The sequence below is a fragment of the Aporhodopirellula aestuarii genome (genome assembly GCF_023701485.1).
GTDB lineage: Bacteria > Planctomycetota > Planctomycetia > Pirellulales > Pirellulaceae > Rhodopirellula > Rhodopirellula aestuarii.
In genome coordinates, this window is record NZ_JAMQBK010000037.1 from 1 (window position 1) to 18578 (window position 18578).

Genomic DNA, 18578 nt, shown 5'->3' on the forward strand with positions numbered 1-18578 from the left:
TGCACGGTGACTTCGTAAACGTTGTCTCCGTCAAAATCGAGCGGTGCTTCATAATCAGGTGCGGCTGTGAACGTCAAAATTCCAGACGTGCCACCGATCGAGAACAACCCCGCGTCCACACCGCTGATGGTATAGGTCGCTGCGGTACTATCGACGTCAGTTGACGTGACGGTGGTGACTGCAGTCGTCCCTTCATTGATGCCAATGGCCGCGGTGGGTCCGCCGCCGTTAGAGCCGATCACCGGCGCATCGTTGGTGGCGGTGATGTTGACCGTCGTTAGCGCCGTGCCGAATAAGCCACCTCCCGCGCCCTGCGCGCCTGTATTGCCGTCTCCGAAATACCAGCGGACGTTGATGGAAGCGGGAGGAGTATCGCTGGTGTTTTCATAAGTCAGTTGGCGAATGACGGAGTTAACGTCACTCTGAGTGGGCGTCTCGCCATTGACATCGGTAAAGGTGAGTTGCAACAGACCGGGCGTCGTGGTGATATCGAACGTGGCGATCACTTGGCCGTTCTTGAGCAGCGAGCTACCCGAAAGGGTGATCCCATTTCCATCGTTGAAACCCCAAATGTCCTCGGCAGTTACAGCTGTGTCGCGATACAGGTAGATGGATGATCCGCTGTAGTTGTCTAGGGCATTCAGTTCGTCGTCAAAGACGCTGGCGTCGGCATCGAGCACGACCGTGGGACCGTCTTCGGTGTAGGTTGGCGTGGCATCGAGCCCCGAGAAGACGGGCGCGTCGTTGATCGCCGTCACGGTGATGGTCACCGTCTCGGTGGTCGTGTTGGTTCCGTCGGATGCATCGACGGTGAAGACGAGTTGCTGATCGGTGGGTTGGGCAGGCGCGGTGAAAGTTGGTTTTTCCGCGTTGACGTCGCTGAGCGTGACGGCGGTGCCCGAGGTTTGGGTCCAGGTGTAGGTGAGGGCGGTGTTTTCGGGATCGAACGCCGAGACCTCGAGTGTGACCACGTCGTCTTCGTTGACGGTTTGGTCGCCGAGGTTTGCAAACCCGCTGCCGGCAATCACGTTCGCACCGGTCATTCCCGACATGGTGCCATGGTTCCCGTTGCCGCTGTCGTCGATCACGCCGCCCGCAGCGGTCGTGGCGCCGGTGAACGAGTACGCAGCGACCAATCCGGTTTGTGGTCCGGAGAGTTCTTGATGCATGTCGGCGCGGACCTGCGATTCACTGCGGTCGCCGTTCCAAATTCGGACCTGGTCAATCTGGCCATCAAACTTGTATGTGGTGTTGAGTGGCCAACCTGAAATCTGAGCGTTCGATGTGGCGTAGGCCGCCGCGTCATTCGGAGTGCCTATTCGTTGTGTCATCACTTGTTCGACACCATCGATGATCAAGCGACTGCCCACGACGCTGCCGTTGTGGAAGACGGCGGCGACGTGATGCCAACCCGTTTCTAGCCCAGCGCTGCTGATACCATACAAGTCGCCCGCGGCTGTATTGAATCCGAAATGTCCTCCATTGATCCAAAGGTCATAGGACCCAAAGCCGAACGGCATCACACTGTCGACGCCATCCCAGTTCATCCAAAACTCGACCGTGACGTCGGTTCCTGCCGCGGTATTGACGGCCAATCCTGACAGCAGAATCGTGTCGTCGTCGCCTTGGAAATCGATGACTTGATTGCCCGAGTCATCGAAGTCCGAATCGGCGACGATGATCGGGGCGTCATCGATCCCGGTGATCGTGATCGAAACGGTTGCGGTATCAGTGCCACCGTTGCCATCGCTGACGGTATAGGTGAATGTATCCGTCCCGGTTTCACCGGCGTCGAGATAGTCGAATGAGCCGTTGGGATCGTAGTCGAAACTGCCGTTGGCATTGACTGTGACCAATGCACCTGAACCCAGAACGACTTGGTTGCCAACGCCCCCGACCGAACCTTCGACTTCCGTGACGGTCAGCGGATCGTCTTCGCCGTCGACATCGTTGCTGATGGCACCGCTACTCGCCCCAATATTCAGCGGCGTGTCTTGATCGGTGGAAAAACCGGTCCAGGTGGGGCCACCGGTGAGCGTTGCGAGATTTGCATTGCCGCTCAAATCATTGGCGGTCGTGCCACTGCCTTCGTTGAAATTCCAGTAGCCGGCTAGCCCCGTTTCGGCCCCCGTCAATGTTGTATCGAGGTAGTCTTGGATCTCGGTTTGCGAGCGCGCGGTGCTCCACAGCCGAACGTCATCGATCTGGCCGTTGAAATATTGACCAGCGGGATTGTTGAGCCGGCTGCCGATAAGGAAATTATCCTTGTCCGGATGAGCATCGCCGATGTTTCCCGAACCATGATAGACATCGACTGACGTTCCGTTGACGTAGGTGCTGACCACTCCGTTGTCATAGGAGACCGCGAGGTGCGACCAGGTATTGAGCGGAATCACGTATCCCGTGTCATGCCAGGCCCAACCTGGATCGCTGTTCGTAATGCCCCAACGCAGCGTGCCTGTATCGCTGATCCCGAGTTCATATTCCCCTTCGCGGTTGAGCACGATCGAACCGGATGTTGCGTTGTAGGCTGCCGGATTCACCCACGCTTCCATCGTCATCGACGTGCCGGTGAACTCGAGCGACGCATCGCTGCCCGCGTCGACGTAGTCATCCACGCCATCGAACGACAACCCGTGATGATCGTCCACCGCGATAGGGGCATCGGCAACGGCGGCTACCGAAACCTGTTTCTGAGCCGTATTGCTGGTTCCGCCGTCACCGTCGGTCACGACAAAGTCAACCGTTCGCGCGGTGGTGGACGGCGCGTCTGATACGTTGAAATAGCCGACTTGCCGCCCGACTTCTTCTGCGATCCCCGGACTGCTATTGGCGTTGAATGAAATCACCAACGGCGACGTTCCAAGCCCGCCGCTGACACTGCCAACCAACACACCGCTGTGGTAGACGTCGGTCCCCGTCATCGTGATGTTTCCGCCAGGAACAATCGACAAGCGATCGTTCGCCGATCCATTCGCCGAAATTGTCACGCTCAGCGATCCACCATCGAAATCACCGAGATCCGCGTCGGTGATGGTCAATGCCGAGTCAATCACGGTGACGTCCGCGTTTTCGGTATAGGCGGTCGTGCCTCCCGACGCGCCCGTCACGGGAGCGTCATTATTGGCGTTGACCGTGATCGTCACAGTGGCGACGTTCGAGTCCTGAGTTCCGTCGTTGGTGCGATAGGTAAACGTATCCGTGCCACTGAAATCCGTATCGGGCGTGTAGCTGAATGATCCATCGGCATTGATGTTGAGCGTCCCGTTGCTCGGCCCCGTAACGAGGCTGGTGTTAACGCTTAACACGTTGCTATCGACATCCGTATCGTTTTGCAACACGCCGGAGTGGGCGATGTTTTGGACCTCCGCCTCCGAAAGTGCGGTGTCGTAGATGCGGACGTCATCGATTTGTCCATCGAAATAACGGGTGTTGGCGCCCGGTTTACCGATTTGCAGCGAACCCCACGCCGAGCGGTCGTTTTCAGTGCCGGTGTCGGTTCCCTCCAGCACGCCGTCAACGTACAGCGATGCTTGATAAGTGCCCCCCCCAAGATCCGTCACGATGACGGCGACATTGTGGAATTGGGTCGTGTCGGTGAAATCTGAATTCGAGACGATATAGATCGGATCGGCGCCATTGGTCGGTACGTCGTACCCCATGAAGAAAACGAGTTTATTGGGTTGGTCCCAAGTGCCGATCGTCAAACCCATCTCGGACTGCGCCGCGGTACCGGGGCCGGATCCGTAGCCATTGCCGCTGCTGTACCCTTGCCACAAGATATGCTGCTGGCCGGACGTCTTGTCCGTTTGGAACCACGTCGAGAGCGTAAAGCTGGTCGCGGTTTTGAGCACCGTACTGGAGGTGGCGACGTAATCACTCGAGCCGTCGAACGAAAGTGCACCCGAGCCGATATGCCCGCTGGTCCATGCAGGATCGTCGGTGTTGGCGGCGGCGTCGGCACCGAGGGTGGCGTTGTTTCCGAGTGCCCCCGAGTCGGCAGTGGTCTGGTTACTGCCCCCTTCGTCGAATTCCCAGTGGTTGGCCAGATTGTCGGTGCTCGGGCCGACCACCAACGTCCCGTTTTCGTCGACCGAATAGGAATCATCCACGGCGACGGGAGCGTCGTCGACCGCATTGACGGTAATGGCGAGCGATTGGGCCAGCGTATCGTTACCACCGTTGGTGGTGCCGCCATCGTCTTGGACGGTCCAAGTCAGATTGCCGCTGCCGAAAGCGTTTGCGACGGTTTTGTATTTCAGTCCTTGCAGCTCGGAAAGCGTCAGCGTGGCATTGTTGTTGACCTGCGTCGTCCCATCGGCTTTCCACAACGTGATGTGCGAGGGAATGTTGGTGATGGTGTAGGTTAACGTTTGCCCCGACTCGTCGCTTCCGCCGCCGGGACCGTAGCTCAGACTACTCATACCCAGCGAGACGGCAGATGAGTTGGCGCTGTCTTCACTGACGTTGACTGCGGCGGGCGCACCGCTACTCAATACCGGGGCATCGTTGACAGCGGTTACGACGAGGTTGGCGGTGTCGGTCGCGGTTGAAAAGCCCGTCGATCCGCCGTTGCTCGAAGTGCTTGCTAAATCGCCATTACTATTCGTACTTTGGTCCCAAGCACGGAAGGTAATGGCGTTGGTGACAGTGCCGTTGTAATTGGCATTGGCCTGGAAATAGATCCGAGTGTCGGGATCGGCGGCCAGCAAGCGTGCGTTCGTATTGCTGACCGAGCCGAGCGCATTCCAATTGCTGCCGCCGTCGGTGCTGTAGTACCAAATGCCATTGGTGGTATTGGCCGCCGTAATCGCAATCCCCAGTGCGGCACCGGGATTGGAATCGGTGACATTGTCAACTTGACCCGACGGTGAGGCAAAATCGACAAGCGACGAAATCAACGATCCGACGGTTCCGGATGGCGGACCGCTATCTTCGCTTTGCGCGGTCAGTACGGGGGTTTGCCCACTGTTTAAAACCGGCGCGTTGTTGGTGGCGGTAATGTTGGCGGCAAATTCGGACGTATCGTTGGTCGTTAAATCCGTGGCGGTCGCCGAGACGGTTTCACCGGTGGCGATGAAGCCATCTAAATAGTGGCCAATGGCGGCGTCGCCGGTGGCATTGGTCGTGACGTCGATCGAGTCAATGAACCGCTTCCCTTCGCCATAGCCGCTGCCGTCGCCGCTAGAGTTAGCGAAAAACTCGATGCGAAACGTGCGGCTGGGGGTCGATTTGAGCGAACCAAACACAGCCGGAGTGGGGCCCGCGGTGATCGACGAGAGCACCGGAAAGTTTTGCAGGTTGTTGGCACCGCTGTCTTGGTCGGGCGTGTCGTCGAATTGGCCATCGTTGGTGGTGACCCCGTTGTCACCGAGATCAATTCCCAAGCCGGCATGCGAGTGAATCGAGTTCCCGAGAATCGCAATGCCGGTGCTGGACCCTTGCAATAGGATGCCGTCGCCACCGCCGAAGGCAATGATGTTCCCGTCGGTCTCCGCATCGGTACCCCCGATCGTCGCCCCGTTTGCATTGAGGATGCGAATGGTACCCTCTCCGGTCGACACCTTCGTGTTCCCAAGGTCGACGGTTCCGGTCACATCGGTGCCGAGGTAGTTTCCCTTTACGACCGTGCCCGAACCCTCGATATAAATGGCCGTCGCACCGCTTCCTGAGATGATGTTGCGAGCCTCCGCGGTGGATCCGCCGATCGTGTTGTTGGACGTACTTGCCATCACGCTGACGCCGTCGTCGCCGTTGCCGATGGCAGCCGTTCCCGTCCCGTTGGTACCGATGTAGTTGCCTTGGACGATCGTCCCCGAGGCAGTGCCGTCGATTCGGATCCCGTCGACCGCATTTCCGGAGATGACGTTGCCGTCGCCCGCGGACGTTCCACCGATGATCGTGTTGGATCCGTATACCAAGATGCCGTTGGCAGTGTTTGCCTCGCTTGCCCCGGCGTCGCTGCCCGTGGCTGTCAGGCGGCCAATGTAGTTGCCAACAATCGTGTTTCCATCGGAGCCTGCCTGGATCTCAATCCCGTCGCCGCTGAAGTCACGAATCCCGAAGCCACGAATCGTGCTGCCGTCCGCTGAGTTTGTCAGCACCACGCCATCGCCGCTGAAGCTATTGTTGCCATCCAGAATGATCGCCGGCCGATTGCCGTTGGCGGCGAAACTGTCGTCGCTCGTCGCGTCAATGGTGACCGCGTCAGTGATCGTCAGTGACGAGCCAAGGTTAATGGTGTGAACCCCAGTGCCCGAGATCGCAAAGTTGATTTGATCCGCAGTTCCCCCGTCGTTCTGTGTGTTGTTGGCAGCCATGATGGCTTCACGCAACGAAATCAGTCCATCGGCCCCTTTGTTCGCCAACAATGCATCGATCGATGTCGTGTCCCCATCCCACGTGTCGTTTGCTGTTGTCACGGTGACGCTGTGCGCCGTCGACGCCTGCGTACCAGGTTGAATGTATTGGACACTTAATTTGGGCGTGGTCGCTCCTTCGGACGAATTCATGTCCCAACCGTCCGATGAATTGGTGAGAATGCCCCACCCGTAATTGGCGGCCCCACTCGCCCAAGCTTGAACGCTTGACTTGAGGTTCGTAAACGTCGTCGCTCCAGAGCTAAGATTCGTCAAGGATGCATCCGCAATCGATGCCATCTCGGTACCGTTGGCCGAAAGCCCTGAACTGAGTGAATTCCATGTGGCAGTCGACTCGTCCCAGTTCGTCAGCATCTGATAAAGACTGATCGTGCCCGAAGTGCTGCCTGTGGTTTGTACCGTCAAACTCGCTGAGACGATTTGCACCCCATAGGGGATCTGTGTGCCTCCGGTTCCAAAGATGTTGTTGAATCGGATCAGCCCTTGAGATTCGGAATTGGCTCCGGAATTGTCTAAATCGATGGCGATCGAGCTACTATTGCCATAATTTGAGTTTGCAGACTGTTGCCTCAGTTCCGTGTCGTGAGTCCCCGTGTATCCATTCACTCCATTTTGAATGTCGATCGTAGTGGTGGCGAGTAGGTGGTTCCATTGTTTTTGCCCATACGCTCCTACAAAGACTTCGGTGTTGATCTCACCGATTCGGTATTCGAGATCCCAGTCACCGCCCAGGTCGGCGTGGCCCGTCGCGTCGTCACTGGCTGCGACGTCACAGTTGCACACGAGCGCCAGCATTTCGATCAGATCTTGACCTTCGGTGGTGCTCGCCAAATCGCAACCGTAGATCAACAAGTCAGCGTCGCTGTCGAGGGCATGTCCCCACGATGCGATGTCACCGGCATGCTCGAGCGATGTCTCTTGATCGAGTTTGACATTGCCGAGTTGCACGCCTTGGCCGTCACCGTGCGAGAGCAAGTGAATGGCGTCGACGCTCGAGAGTGAACTGAGCGTTGCGGTGATCTGCTCGATCCCGTTTGAGTCGCTATCGAGACGAACGAGCACCCACTGCGTACCCTCGTCGCCACTGTCACGCAAACCCGCGATCAGTGATTCACTGTCTTCCACCCCCGCGTCAATGAAAATGACTTCGATCGGTCGGGCCGGATCCAAGGCTTCGGGTCCAATGGCGGGATCGATGAAGTCCGCATTGTCTGCGCCGGCACCGACGTCATCGGAGTCCGCGTTGAGGGCATTCGTGTCGTTGGGGACGGTTTCCCCGGCGGCGGCCATCAGAGCCGCTTCGATCGCATCAATGTCGAGTTGCAACGCATCCACGTCCGACTGCAAATCGGCCACGGTATCGCCATCGGGTATCATTTCGAGCGCAGGATCGATCCCTTCTCCGGAAAGGAGCACACGATCTTCGAGTCGGAAGAAATGAAAGTTTCGTTTGGTCATGGATGTTACCTCCTTGACCTAAACGGCATATCTTGACCGCATCATGAGGGGATGGCGAACAGGCGTCAGATGCGTCAACTATTCAGGTTGGGAGACGATTGCCGGAAATTCCAATCACAGCCCGTCTGCAGCCTCCCCATCGGACGAATCGGAACCATCGTCACAACCCAACAAGTCGCCGCGTCAGCCCCAGACGCTAGTCGTCCTAGCCGCAACGCGGCGACACGTGAGCGTTCCCAGACACGAGTCCGGGGAAAGGGCAATCCACAACAACGCCAAGTCCCGAAGGGACGACACAACGGACCGATGACACATGTCATGCCTTCGGCACTTGGGGTGTTTGGTTTGTCGTATCCCATGGACTGGCGTCCATGGCTTGCGCATGCCGTGCCTTCGGCACTTGGCGAAGCAACGTCTTGGCCGATGCACATGCCGATACGTTTCCGAAACGCGAGTCGTCATAGCCGCAACGCGGCGACACGTGTCAGCCCCGGACGCGAGTCCGGGGAAGGGGTGGCGGGACCTCATAAGTAGCGGAACGGCGCGAGCCGTCCGGTAACGCGGGACCGGACGGCTCGCGCCGTGCCGCTAAGAAAAGCACCCAATCCTCGACGTCCCAACGGGACGACACAACCAAGCTAGAAGCTAAAGGCTAAAAGCTCCAAGCTATTCCTCCGCATCGAGTAATTCTTCGACCCTGTCTCGGGGATGGTCGTCGCCTCGGTAGGCGTTGAGGAGGGTGGTTGGGTCGAGCATTCTCCAGCCGGGGATGCCCGCGTACATGGTGGCGACGAACATTCCGCCACGCAGTGCCCAGAGGACGTAACCGATCGATGCGATGCCGAGCGTGGTGCCGACGCCGCCGACCCAGAATTCGTGCTCTTCGGTTTCCTCGGCCGAAACGTTCGTGGGGGTCGCCAATGCATACCACGACATCAGTGAGTTGTCATCAAACTCGAGCAACGCGTCCGCTAGTCCTTTTTCGAAGACCGAGGCGGCCGACATGATGTCTTCCATTCGTGCACGTGAACCAAGCAAGCTTGATCGCAGGATGTGGTTTGAATCGCCAATCATCAACGAATCTCGTTTGTCGGAGGTTCCCGCACCGTCATCGTCGGGGTCACCGTTTTGTTGTGATTGATTCCGCTGTGCGTTGGAGGAGTGTACCGAGGTTTTGTTTTGGGAGGAGCCGCCGGATTCGCCGGGGAGACCACCGATCAGCGTTTCGTCGACAGAACCCTCGTCGCCAGGTGTGCCGCTGCCCGCTCCGTCGTCGCTACTTCCATCGCCAGATCCTGAATCGCTTGAGCCGGAGTCACCCGATCCGCTATCGCTACCCGATCCGCTGCCGCTTCCGCTTCCCGAGCCACTACCTCCGCCAGTTCCTCCGCCACCGCCACCGGCTTGGACGTTGATCGAGACCGTCGCGACGTTGGCGCTGAGCAGCATTCCGTCGTCACTGCGATAGGTGAACGCATCGACGCCGAAGAACCCCGAATTGGGTGTGTACGTGATCACACCGTCGATGTCGATCGAAAGACTTCCATTGGAAGGTCCCGCCAGGAGGACGAGGCCCAAGGCATCGCCATCGACATCGGTGTCGTTGTCCAGTGGGTCGGGAGTCGTCAGCGTGACGGATTGACCTGCAAACGTGTTGTAAGAGTCGTTGTTGGCGACCGGAGCTTCATTGATGTCGCGGACCGCGATGGTGAAACTCTGGATCACTTCACTGCCGTCGGCCGAAACACTCCGAACCGTCACGTTGTGCGAGCTATCGACTTCGTAGTTCAGTGGTGCCGAACCCGATGTTAAAATCTCGCCGGTCGCAGGATTGATCGTGAATCGACCTCCGGCATCGTCGATCAGTGAGTGGGTGATCGTGTTGTTCGAACCATCCGCGTCGCTGGCCGATACCGTGATCCCAACGCTCACACCGCCAGGTGTGTTTTCATCGACCTCGTTGGCCGCTCCGTCGATATCGCCGTATCCGACGACATTAAATTCGTTGACATCGTTGACGTAGATCGTGAAGGTTTCCAGGTACGTCGCCCCGGCCGCATCGGTCACCTGGATCGTGATGTCGTGCTGCGTGTTGAGTTCGTAGTTGATGTTCGAGGCGTCCAAGACGATGATCTCGCCATCACTGTTGATGTCGAACCGTCCGCTGGCGTCATCGGTCAAAAGGTAGGAAACCGTGTCGCCGGCATCGACATCGCTTGTCGAAACGGTCCCAACAACCTGTCCATTGCTGGGGTTTTCGCCGACGCTCATGCCGACCGCGGTCAGGTCATCGGGTGCGTCGTTTGTTCCCTGGATAGTGATCGTGATTTGCTGAGTCGATTGGGCCCCGTCTTGGTCGGTAATGGTGTACGTGAAGACGTCATCGAGCGTATCGGAAGATGTACGCAGTGCTTGGACAGCCGCGTTGTCGTTGTCGACGACATAGGAGTAGCTGCCGTCGCTCGCGATCACGATCTCACCGTAACTTCCGGTGACCTGGGTTCCCACCGACCCCGATGCGCTGCCTACTATACCCGCCGCAACGCCGCTGACGTTGAATGAATCAGTCAAGTCGGCATCGGTGTCGTTGGCGAGCACGTTGCCCGTCGGATCCGTTCCCGCGTTGGCGTTGGCAATGCCGCCCGCCTCAACCGCAGTATCCGCATCCACAACGGCGACGGGACCGTCGTTGGTTCCGGTGATGGTGATGGTGATCGTTTCGGTATCGCTCAGCGGGGTGCCGTCATCATCGGTGGCACTGATCGTGTAGGTGAGCACCAGCGTCTCGCCGGTGGCGAGGAAATCAAACGCTTCGCTGCCGCTGTCAAAATCCCAGCTCAGTGAATTGCTGATCTGAGTTCCGTCCAAGATCGCGGTGGGCGAAATCGACAAAAAACCTTCCAAAACGGTGTCGGTCAGCGTTCCAGGCGCGCTGCTCGCCCCCGTGCCACTGACGGCAACGCTGTCGACCGCCGCGGTGACATTGTCAGTCACATCGGTATCACCAATCGTGAGCGAACCGCTACCGGTCAATCCGGCATCGGTTTCGGTCAGTCCGAGTGAAGCGGGGCCGCCGGTGATGACGGGGGCATCGTTGGTGCCGTTGATCGTGATCACAACATCTTGAGTGTCGGTCGCGCCCTGGCTATCGGTAACGGTGATCGTGTAGGTCAACGTCAGTGACTCACCCGCTGCCAAATAATCAAACGCTTCGCTGGCGGAATTGAAATTCCAGGTCAGCGTGTCGGTGATCTCGCTGCCGTCGAGCACGTTAGTTGTCGACGTCAACATCGCGAGCAATGCCGTGTTGTCGGACACCAGCCCCGTGGTGGTTCCGCCCGCGACGACGCTGCTGACGGTCGACGTCACGGTGTCGGACAAGTCGAGATCGTCAACGGTCAGGCTGCCCGTGGAGGTGAGGGTGGTGTCGGTTTCGGTGAGTGTATCCGCGGCGCTGCCACCGCCGATCGTGATGTCAGGCGTGTCGTTGGTACCGCTGATGGTGATCACGACGTCTTGGGTGTCGGTCGCCCCTTGGCTATCGGTGACGGTAATCGTGTAAGTCAATGTCAACGATTCACCATCGGCTAGATAATCAAACGCTTCGCTGGCGGAGTTAAAATCCCAGGTCAGTTGGTCGACGGTTTCAGACCCGTCGAGCACCGTGGCCGTGGAGGTCAGCATCGAAAGCAGCGCCGCGTTGTTGGAGGCCAGTCCGGTGGTTGTTCCGCCGGACACGACGCTGCTGACGGTCGACGTCACGGTGTCGGAGAGGTTGAGGTCGGTGACGGTGAGCGTTCCTGTGGTACTCAGCGTGGTATCGGTTTCGGTCAACGCATCAGCGGCGCTGTCACCGGATTCGACGGTGATCACGGGCAGGTCGTTGGCGCCGGTGATCGTGATGATGACGTCTTGGGTATCGGTGGCTCCTTGGCTGTCGGTGACGGTGATCGTGTAGGTCAGAACCAACGCCTCACCGGCGGCGAGGTAATCAAAATGCTCGCTTCCGGAATTGAAATCCCACGTCAACGTGTCGGAAGTTTCCGAGCCGTCGAGGACGGAGGCGGTGGAGCTGAGCATGGCCAGCAGAGCCGTATTGTCTGAGCCCAACCCGGACGTGTCGCCACTGGCGACGACTCCGCTGACGGTGGAGGCAACGGTGTCGGACAGGTCCAGATCCGTTGTCGTCAACGTGCCGCTGGTGGTCAGCGTCGTGTTGTTTTCGGCCAGTGTGTCGGCGGCGCTGTCGCCGGTCTCGACGGTAATGTCGGGCGTGTCATTGGTCCCGTTGATCGTAATCACGACGTCTTGAGTGTCGGTCGCTCCCTGGCTGTCGGTGACGGTGATCGTGTAAGTCAGCGTCAGCGATTCGCCGATGGCCAAGTAATCAAACGATTCACTGGCGGAGTTAAAATCCCAGGTCAGCGTGTCGGTGATCTCGGTTCCGTCGAGCACGTTCGCTGTCGAGGTCAACATCGCGAGCAATGCCGTGTTATCGGACGCGAGTCCCGTGGTGGTTCCACCGGCAACGACGCTGCTGACGGTTGACGTGACGGTGTCGGACATGTCGAGATCGTCAACGGTCAGCGTGCCCGAGGAAGTCAGCGTGGTGTCGGTTTCACTGATCGATTCAGCGGCGCTGCCACCCCCGATCGTGATGTCAGGCGTGTCATTGGTACCGTTGATTGTGATCACGACATCCTGAGTATCGATCGCCCCCTGGCTATCGGTGACGGTGATCGTGTAAGTCAGCGTCAGTGACTCACCGACGGCCAAGTAATCAAAGGCTTCGCTGGCGGAATTGAAATCCCAAGTCAGCGTGTCGGTGAGTTCGGTTCCATCGATGACATTGGCCGTGGATGTCAGCATCGCAAGCAATGCCGTGTTGTCGGATCCCAACCCCGTGGTGGTTCCGCCCGCGACGACGCTGCTAACGGTCGACGTGACGGTGTCGGATAGATCGAGGTCGTCGACGGTCAGCGTGCCTGAGGTCGTCAGCGTGGAATCGGTTTCGGTGAGCGTATCGGCAGCGCTGCCACCCCCGATCGTGACATCGGGCGTGTCATTGGTGCCATTGATGGTGATCACGACGTCTTGAGTGTCGGTCGCCCCTTGGCTATCGGTGACGGTGATCGTGTAGGTCAGCGTCAGCGATTCGCCCGCGGCCAAGTAGTCAAACGATTCACTGGCGGAATTAAAGTCCCAAGTCAGCGTGTCGGTGATTTCGCTGCCGTCGAGCACGTTAGTCGTCGAGGTCAACATCGCGAGCAATGCCGTGTTGTCGGAGGCCAGTCCCGTGGTGGTTCCGCCGGCGGCGACGCTGCTGACTGTCGACGTGACCGTATCGGACAAGTCGAGATCATCAACTGTCAGCGTGCCTGAGGATGTCAACGTGGTATCGGTTTCGGTGATTGACTCCGCTGCACTGCCACCACCGATGGTGACGTCAGGTGTGTCGTTGGTGCCGTTGATGGTGATCACGACGTCTTGGGTATCGGTTGCACCCTGGCTGTCGGTGACCGTGATGGTGTAGGTCAGCGTCAACGATTCGCCGACGGCCAAGTAGTCAAACGATTCACTGGCAGAATTGAAATTCCAGGTCAGCGTGTCGGTGAGTTCGGTGCCGTCGATGATGTTCGCGGTGGAGGTCAACATCGCGAGTAATGCCGTGTTGTCCGACCCCAGTCCCGTGGTGGTTCCGCTGGCAACGACAGTGCTAACGGTCGACGTGACGGAGTCCGACAAGTCGAGATCGTCGACGGTCAGGGTGCCCGAGGTCGTGAGCGTGGTATCGCTTTCGGTGAGCGTGTCCGCGGCGCTGCCGCCCCCGATCGTGACATCGGGTGTGTCGTTGGTGCCGTTGATGGTGATCACGACGTCCTGGGTGTCGGTCGCTCCTTGGCTGTCGGTGACGGTGATCGTGTAGGTCAGCGTCAATGACTCACCGACTGCCAAGTAATCGAACGCTTCGCTGGCGGAATTGAAGTTCCAGGTCAAGGTGTCGGTGAGTTCGGTGCCATCGATGACGTTGGCCGTGGATGTCAACATCGCGAGCAGGGCGGCGTTGTTGGAGGCCAACCCCGTGGTGGTTCCGCTGGCAACGACAGTGCTAACGGTCGACGTGACGGAGTCCGACAAGTCGAGATCGTCCGCGGTCAGGGTGCCCGTGGAGGTGAGCGTGGTATCGGTTTCGGTGATTGACTCCGCGGCGCTGCCGCCACCAATCGTCACGTCGGGCGTGTCATTGGTGCCGTTGATGGTGATCACAACGTCTTGGGTGTCGGTCGCCCCTTGGCTATCGGTAACGGTGATCGTGTAAGTCAGCGTCAGTGATTCGCCGACGGCCAAATAATCAAACGACTCACTGGCGGAGTTGAAATCCCAATTCAGCGTGTCGGTGACTTCGGTTCCGTCGAGCACGTTGGCGGTCGAGGTCAACATCGCGAGCAATGCGGTGTTGTCCGACGCCAGTCCCGTGGTGGTTCCCCCCGCGACGACGCTGCTGACGGTTGATGACACGGTGTCCGTCAGATCCAGATCGGTGACCGTCAGTGTGCCCGTGCTGGTGAGCGTGGTGTCGGTTTCGGTGATTGACTCCGCCGCACTGCCGCCGCCAATCGTCACGTCAGGCGAGTCGTTGGTACCGTTGATCGTAATCACGACATCCTGAGTGTCGGTCGCTCCTTGGCTGTCTGTGACGGTGATCGTGTAAGTCAGCGTCAGCGATTCACCGACGGCCAAGTAATCGAACGACTCACTGGCGGAGTTGAAGTTCCAAGTCAGGGTGTCGGTGACTTCGCTACCATCGAGCACGTTGGCCGTGGAGGTCAACATCGCGAGTAGGGCGGCGTTGTTGGAAGCCAAACCAGTGGTGGTCCCGCTGGCGACGACGGTGCTGACTGTTGATGTGACGGAGTCCGACAAATCAACATCGTCAACGGTCAGTGTGCCGCTGCTCGTGAGCGTGGTATCGGTTTCGGTGAGCGTGTCCGCGGCACTGCCTCCCCCAATCGTCACTACGGGCGTGTCGTTGGTGCCGTTAATCGTGATCACGACGTCCTGGGTGTCGGTCGCCCCTTCGCTGTCGGTGACGGTAATCGTGTAGGTCGCGGTGATCGTTTCGCCAGCGGCGAGATACTGCACCAAACTGTTGTCGACCGCGAAATCCCACGCGATCGAGCCATCGTTGGTGCCGGTTTGCGTGAGACCGACACTGGATGCCAACGCCGTTGCCAGTCCCGACGGAATCGCCGGCCCCGTGGTCGTTGTTCCGCTGAGAGCGACCGACGAACTGATCAGGTCGGACTCGTCGACTTCGGTAAAGGTCACCGATCCGCTGTCGGTCAGATTCGGTGTCGTGGCGTCTTCGGTGACCGCGCCAGTGACATCGACCACCGCAATGGTCGGCTGATCGTTGGTACCCGTGATTGTGACGGTGACGTCTTGAGTCGTCGTGTTGCTACCCGTGCCGCTGTCATCGGTCACGGTGATTGTGTAGGTTGCCGTGATCGTTTCGCCATCGGCGAGGTATTGCACCAAACTGTTATCAACCGAGAAATCCCAGGTGATCGAACCGTCGTTGGTTCCGGTTTGCGTGAGACTGACGCTGGAGGCCAATGCGGTCGCCAGTCCAGACGGGATCGCGGGTCCGGTGGTTGTCGTACCGCTCAGAGCGACCGACGAGCTGACTGTGTCGGACTCGTCGACTTCGGCAAAGGTGACGCTGCCGCTGTCGGTCAGGTTGGGTGTCGTGGCATCTTCGGTCACGGCGCCAGTGACATCGACCACCGCAATGGTCGGTTGATCATTGGTGCCCGTGATCGTGACGGTGACGTCTTGCGTCGTTGTGTTGCTACCCGTGCCGCTGTCATCGGTGACGGTGATCGTGTAGGTCGCCGTGATCGTCTCGCCATCGGCGAGGTATTGCACCAAACTGTTATCAACCGCGAAATCCCAGGCGATCGAGCCGTCGTTGGTTCCGGTTTGCGTCAAACTGACGCTGGAGGCCAACGCCGTTGCTAGCCCGGTAGGAATCGCAGGTCCCGTGGTCGTCGTGCCCGTCAGTGCGACGGAAGAGTTGATTAAGTCAGTCTCGTCCGCTTCGGCAAAAGCTACCGAGCCGCTGTCGGTCAGGTTCGGTGTGGTCGCGTCTTCAGTGACGGCGCCGGAGACATCGACCACGGTCATCGTCGGTTGGTCGTTTGTTCCGGTGATCGTGATCGTGACCGTCTCGGTATCATTCAGCGGCGTGCCATCATCGTCGGTTGCGCTGACCGTGTAGGTGAGGATCAACGTTTCGCCATCGGCCAGGAAGTCGAATGCTTCGCTTCCACTGTTGAAATTCCAGGTCAGCGTGTTGGTCGTTTCGGTATTGTCAAGAATGGCGGTCGGGCTGACTGACAAGAATCCTTTCAGAATCGAATTCGTCAAACCAGCCGGCACGCTACCGCTTCCCGTCCCGCCGATTCCAACCGAATCGACGGCCGCGGTAACCCAATCGGAAGTGTCCTGATCCGTCACCGTGAAGGTACCGCTGGTAGTTAATCCGCTGTCGGTCTCGGTAAGTCCCGCCGTGTCCGGACCGCCGGTGATCACCGGAGCTTCGTTCAAGTCATTGACATTGACCGTTAGCGTTTCCTCGTAGACATTCGATGCCGAATCTGTCACCCGTACGGTGACGCTGTAGGTCGACTGCGATTCGAAATCGAGCGTGCCGTCGGTCAGGATCAGTTCGTTGTTTCCGCCACCGCCGATCGAGAATTTGGCGGCGTCGGTTCCACCGACAATGCTGTAGGTAAACGTTTCGCCGGCATCCACATCGGTTGCCGTCAGGGTGCCAACGCTGTATCCGCTCGATGTGTCTGTGTTTTCATCGACCGAGAGGCTGTTGGGCGCAATGTCGGTCGGGGCCTGATTGTTTGGAATTGCGGTGAAACCCGAGATCTTTTCGGATCCTCCCGTCAAACCGATGTCCGAGCCATCCATGATCAACTGGGCTGTCACATTGCCGTTGCCCGACCCGGCAACCAGCGTTGTTTGTGAGACGGTAAGGGCCACCAAATCGTGCTTTTTGATACTCAGGCTGTTGCTGCCAACGTCGCTATCTCTGTCGATGGAAACGAGGATCGTACCGGCGAGAATCGTGTGCCCACCGATGACGGTGTCCGATTCATACAGTTCAACGCCATTGATGTTTTCGATCAAACTAACGTTGGCGTCCAACCCATCAAGCAACGTCTTCACCGTGCCGCTTGTCGTTCCAGCACCGACATCGGTCGTTTCGTACAAGAGCAGTGAGGTGCCGGTACTCATCAGGAAGTCACCCGCCTGCAGCGTGGTGTCACCGACGACGGTGTTCTTTTCGACCAGCGAAATGCTTCGCAAATCGAGACCGGTGGGGTTTTCCAATAGGACGTAGAAACTTCCCGAGGAATAATCGCCGGCCGTGTCGGCGCGGAAGACGATGATATCGGAGTTCGCAATGGTCAGCGTATTGGTGCTGACCAATGTCTCTGCGTCTCGGGTGGAAAACAGGATGTCACCGGCAAGCAGATTGAAGTTGGAACTGCCTACCTGGATATCTGCGCTGACGTAGTGCAGGGCATCGATTTTGGTATCGCCGCCAAAGTTGTCTAGATTGAAAACCGACGTGGCGGTTGCGGTCGTCATTCCGTCAACCGGTTCCAACTTCAAGTCTGGATCGCCCAAGGCGAGAACTTCACCGCTGGTCCATGAGTTGAGGCCTGCGGCACCCTTCGAATTGACATCCCCATCGGTGCTGAACCAGAACGCCGTGTCATTGGCAGCGGCCGTTAAGTAGGCGGGATTCTCGTCCCAAAGAAACAAGAACGGCTGAGTGGTTGTTTCACCGGAGTTGTTTTCAACCTCATTTCGTTCGCTCCAGGCTCGTCCGTCCCAAAGCGGGCTGTTGATGTCGCCACCGGCGTCGAGTGCCGTCAGCATGATCTGATTGGTCTCAGGGCGACTGGTCAGTGTGATCGTTCGAACCTTGTCTCCCAGGTCCACTCCCGACGATTCTGCTGACCATCCGCTGCCGTTTTCCCACGTTCGATAACTGATTCGGTTATCGTTTTCTGTATAGACCGCCAGCAGATCGCCCGACTGTGATTCAAAGGCGACCGCGACGCTACGGAACGTATTGTTGGTCTCAGAGGTTGATGCCAATAGTTTGTCGCCCCAGCTGCTGCCGTTCCAGACGGCCAGCCAGGTCTCGTTGTTGGCCGTGTGAGCCGAGAAGGCAATCCGGTCACTGGTGGGATCCGATGCGACGCTGGACCACGTGACTTGCCCGGTGACGCCGGCCGGTGGTGTCAGGTCCTGTTGAGCACCCCATGCCGAGCCGTTCCAGATGCGATAATGCGCGTTGGACGTGTTGTCGCCGTAGACAACCATCGCATCACCGCTTTGTTGCTCATAAACCACTGCAACTTCGGTGTTACTGGCACCGGCAATGGTCGAAAGTGTCTGAGCGTTCCCCCAATTATCACCGTCCCAGACAATGGCAAAGTCTTGGTTGCTGGCGTTGCTTCCGACCAGCACCAACTCATCAGAATCGGGCGCGGTGGCGAGTTGTAATTGCGACGGCTCACCGGTGACGGGGGTCGTGATCGTGTTGGTTGCCGACCATGAGATTCCGTTCCAGACCTTATAGGAGAGTCCGGAAGTACCCGTCGTGCCGTTGTTCCAGACGAGGATGGCGTCGCCGGATAATGATTCGTA

3 protein-coding genes are annotated in these 18578 nt (G+C 58.4%); 1 reads left to right on the top strand and 2 read right to left on the bottom strand.

Translation table 11 applies throughout. The features are described 5' to 3' along the window. On the bottom strand, window positions 1–7838 hold a 7838-nt coding region (locus NB063_RS14190), incomplete at its 3' end, for a LamG-like jellyroll fold domain-containing protein (protein WP_250929397.1). 69 nt (window positions 7839–7907) lie between these two features. Here NB063_RS14190 and NB063_RS14195 point away from each other — a divergent pair. Beyond that, window positions 7908–8372, top strand: a complete 465-nt coding sequence (locus NB063_RS14195; protein WP_250929398.1) for a hypothetical protein — start codon at window positions 7908–7910, stop codon at window positions 8370–8372. Window positions 8373–8504: 132 nt separating this feature from the next. Here NB063_RS14195 and NB063_RS14200 read toward each other — a convergent pair whose 3' ends face one another. Further along, window positions 8505–18398 carry a beta strand repeat-containing protein gene (locus NB063_RS14200; RefSeq protein ID WP_250929399.1) on the bottom strand — a complete coding sequence of 3298 codons (9894 nt, stop codon included), beginning with the start codon at window positions 18396–18398 and terminating at the stop codon, window positions 8505–8507. Between the last annotated feature and the right edge of the window lie 180 nt (window positions 18399–18578).

Coding starts and splice junctions, on each gene's coding strand:
- NB063_RS14195 (WP_250929398.1), top strand. CDS start 7,908: ATGCGTCAACTATTCAGGTTGGGAGACGATTGCCGGAAATTCCAATCA.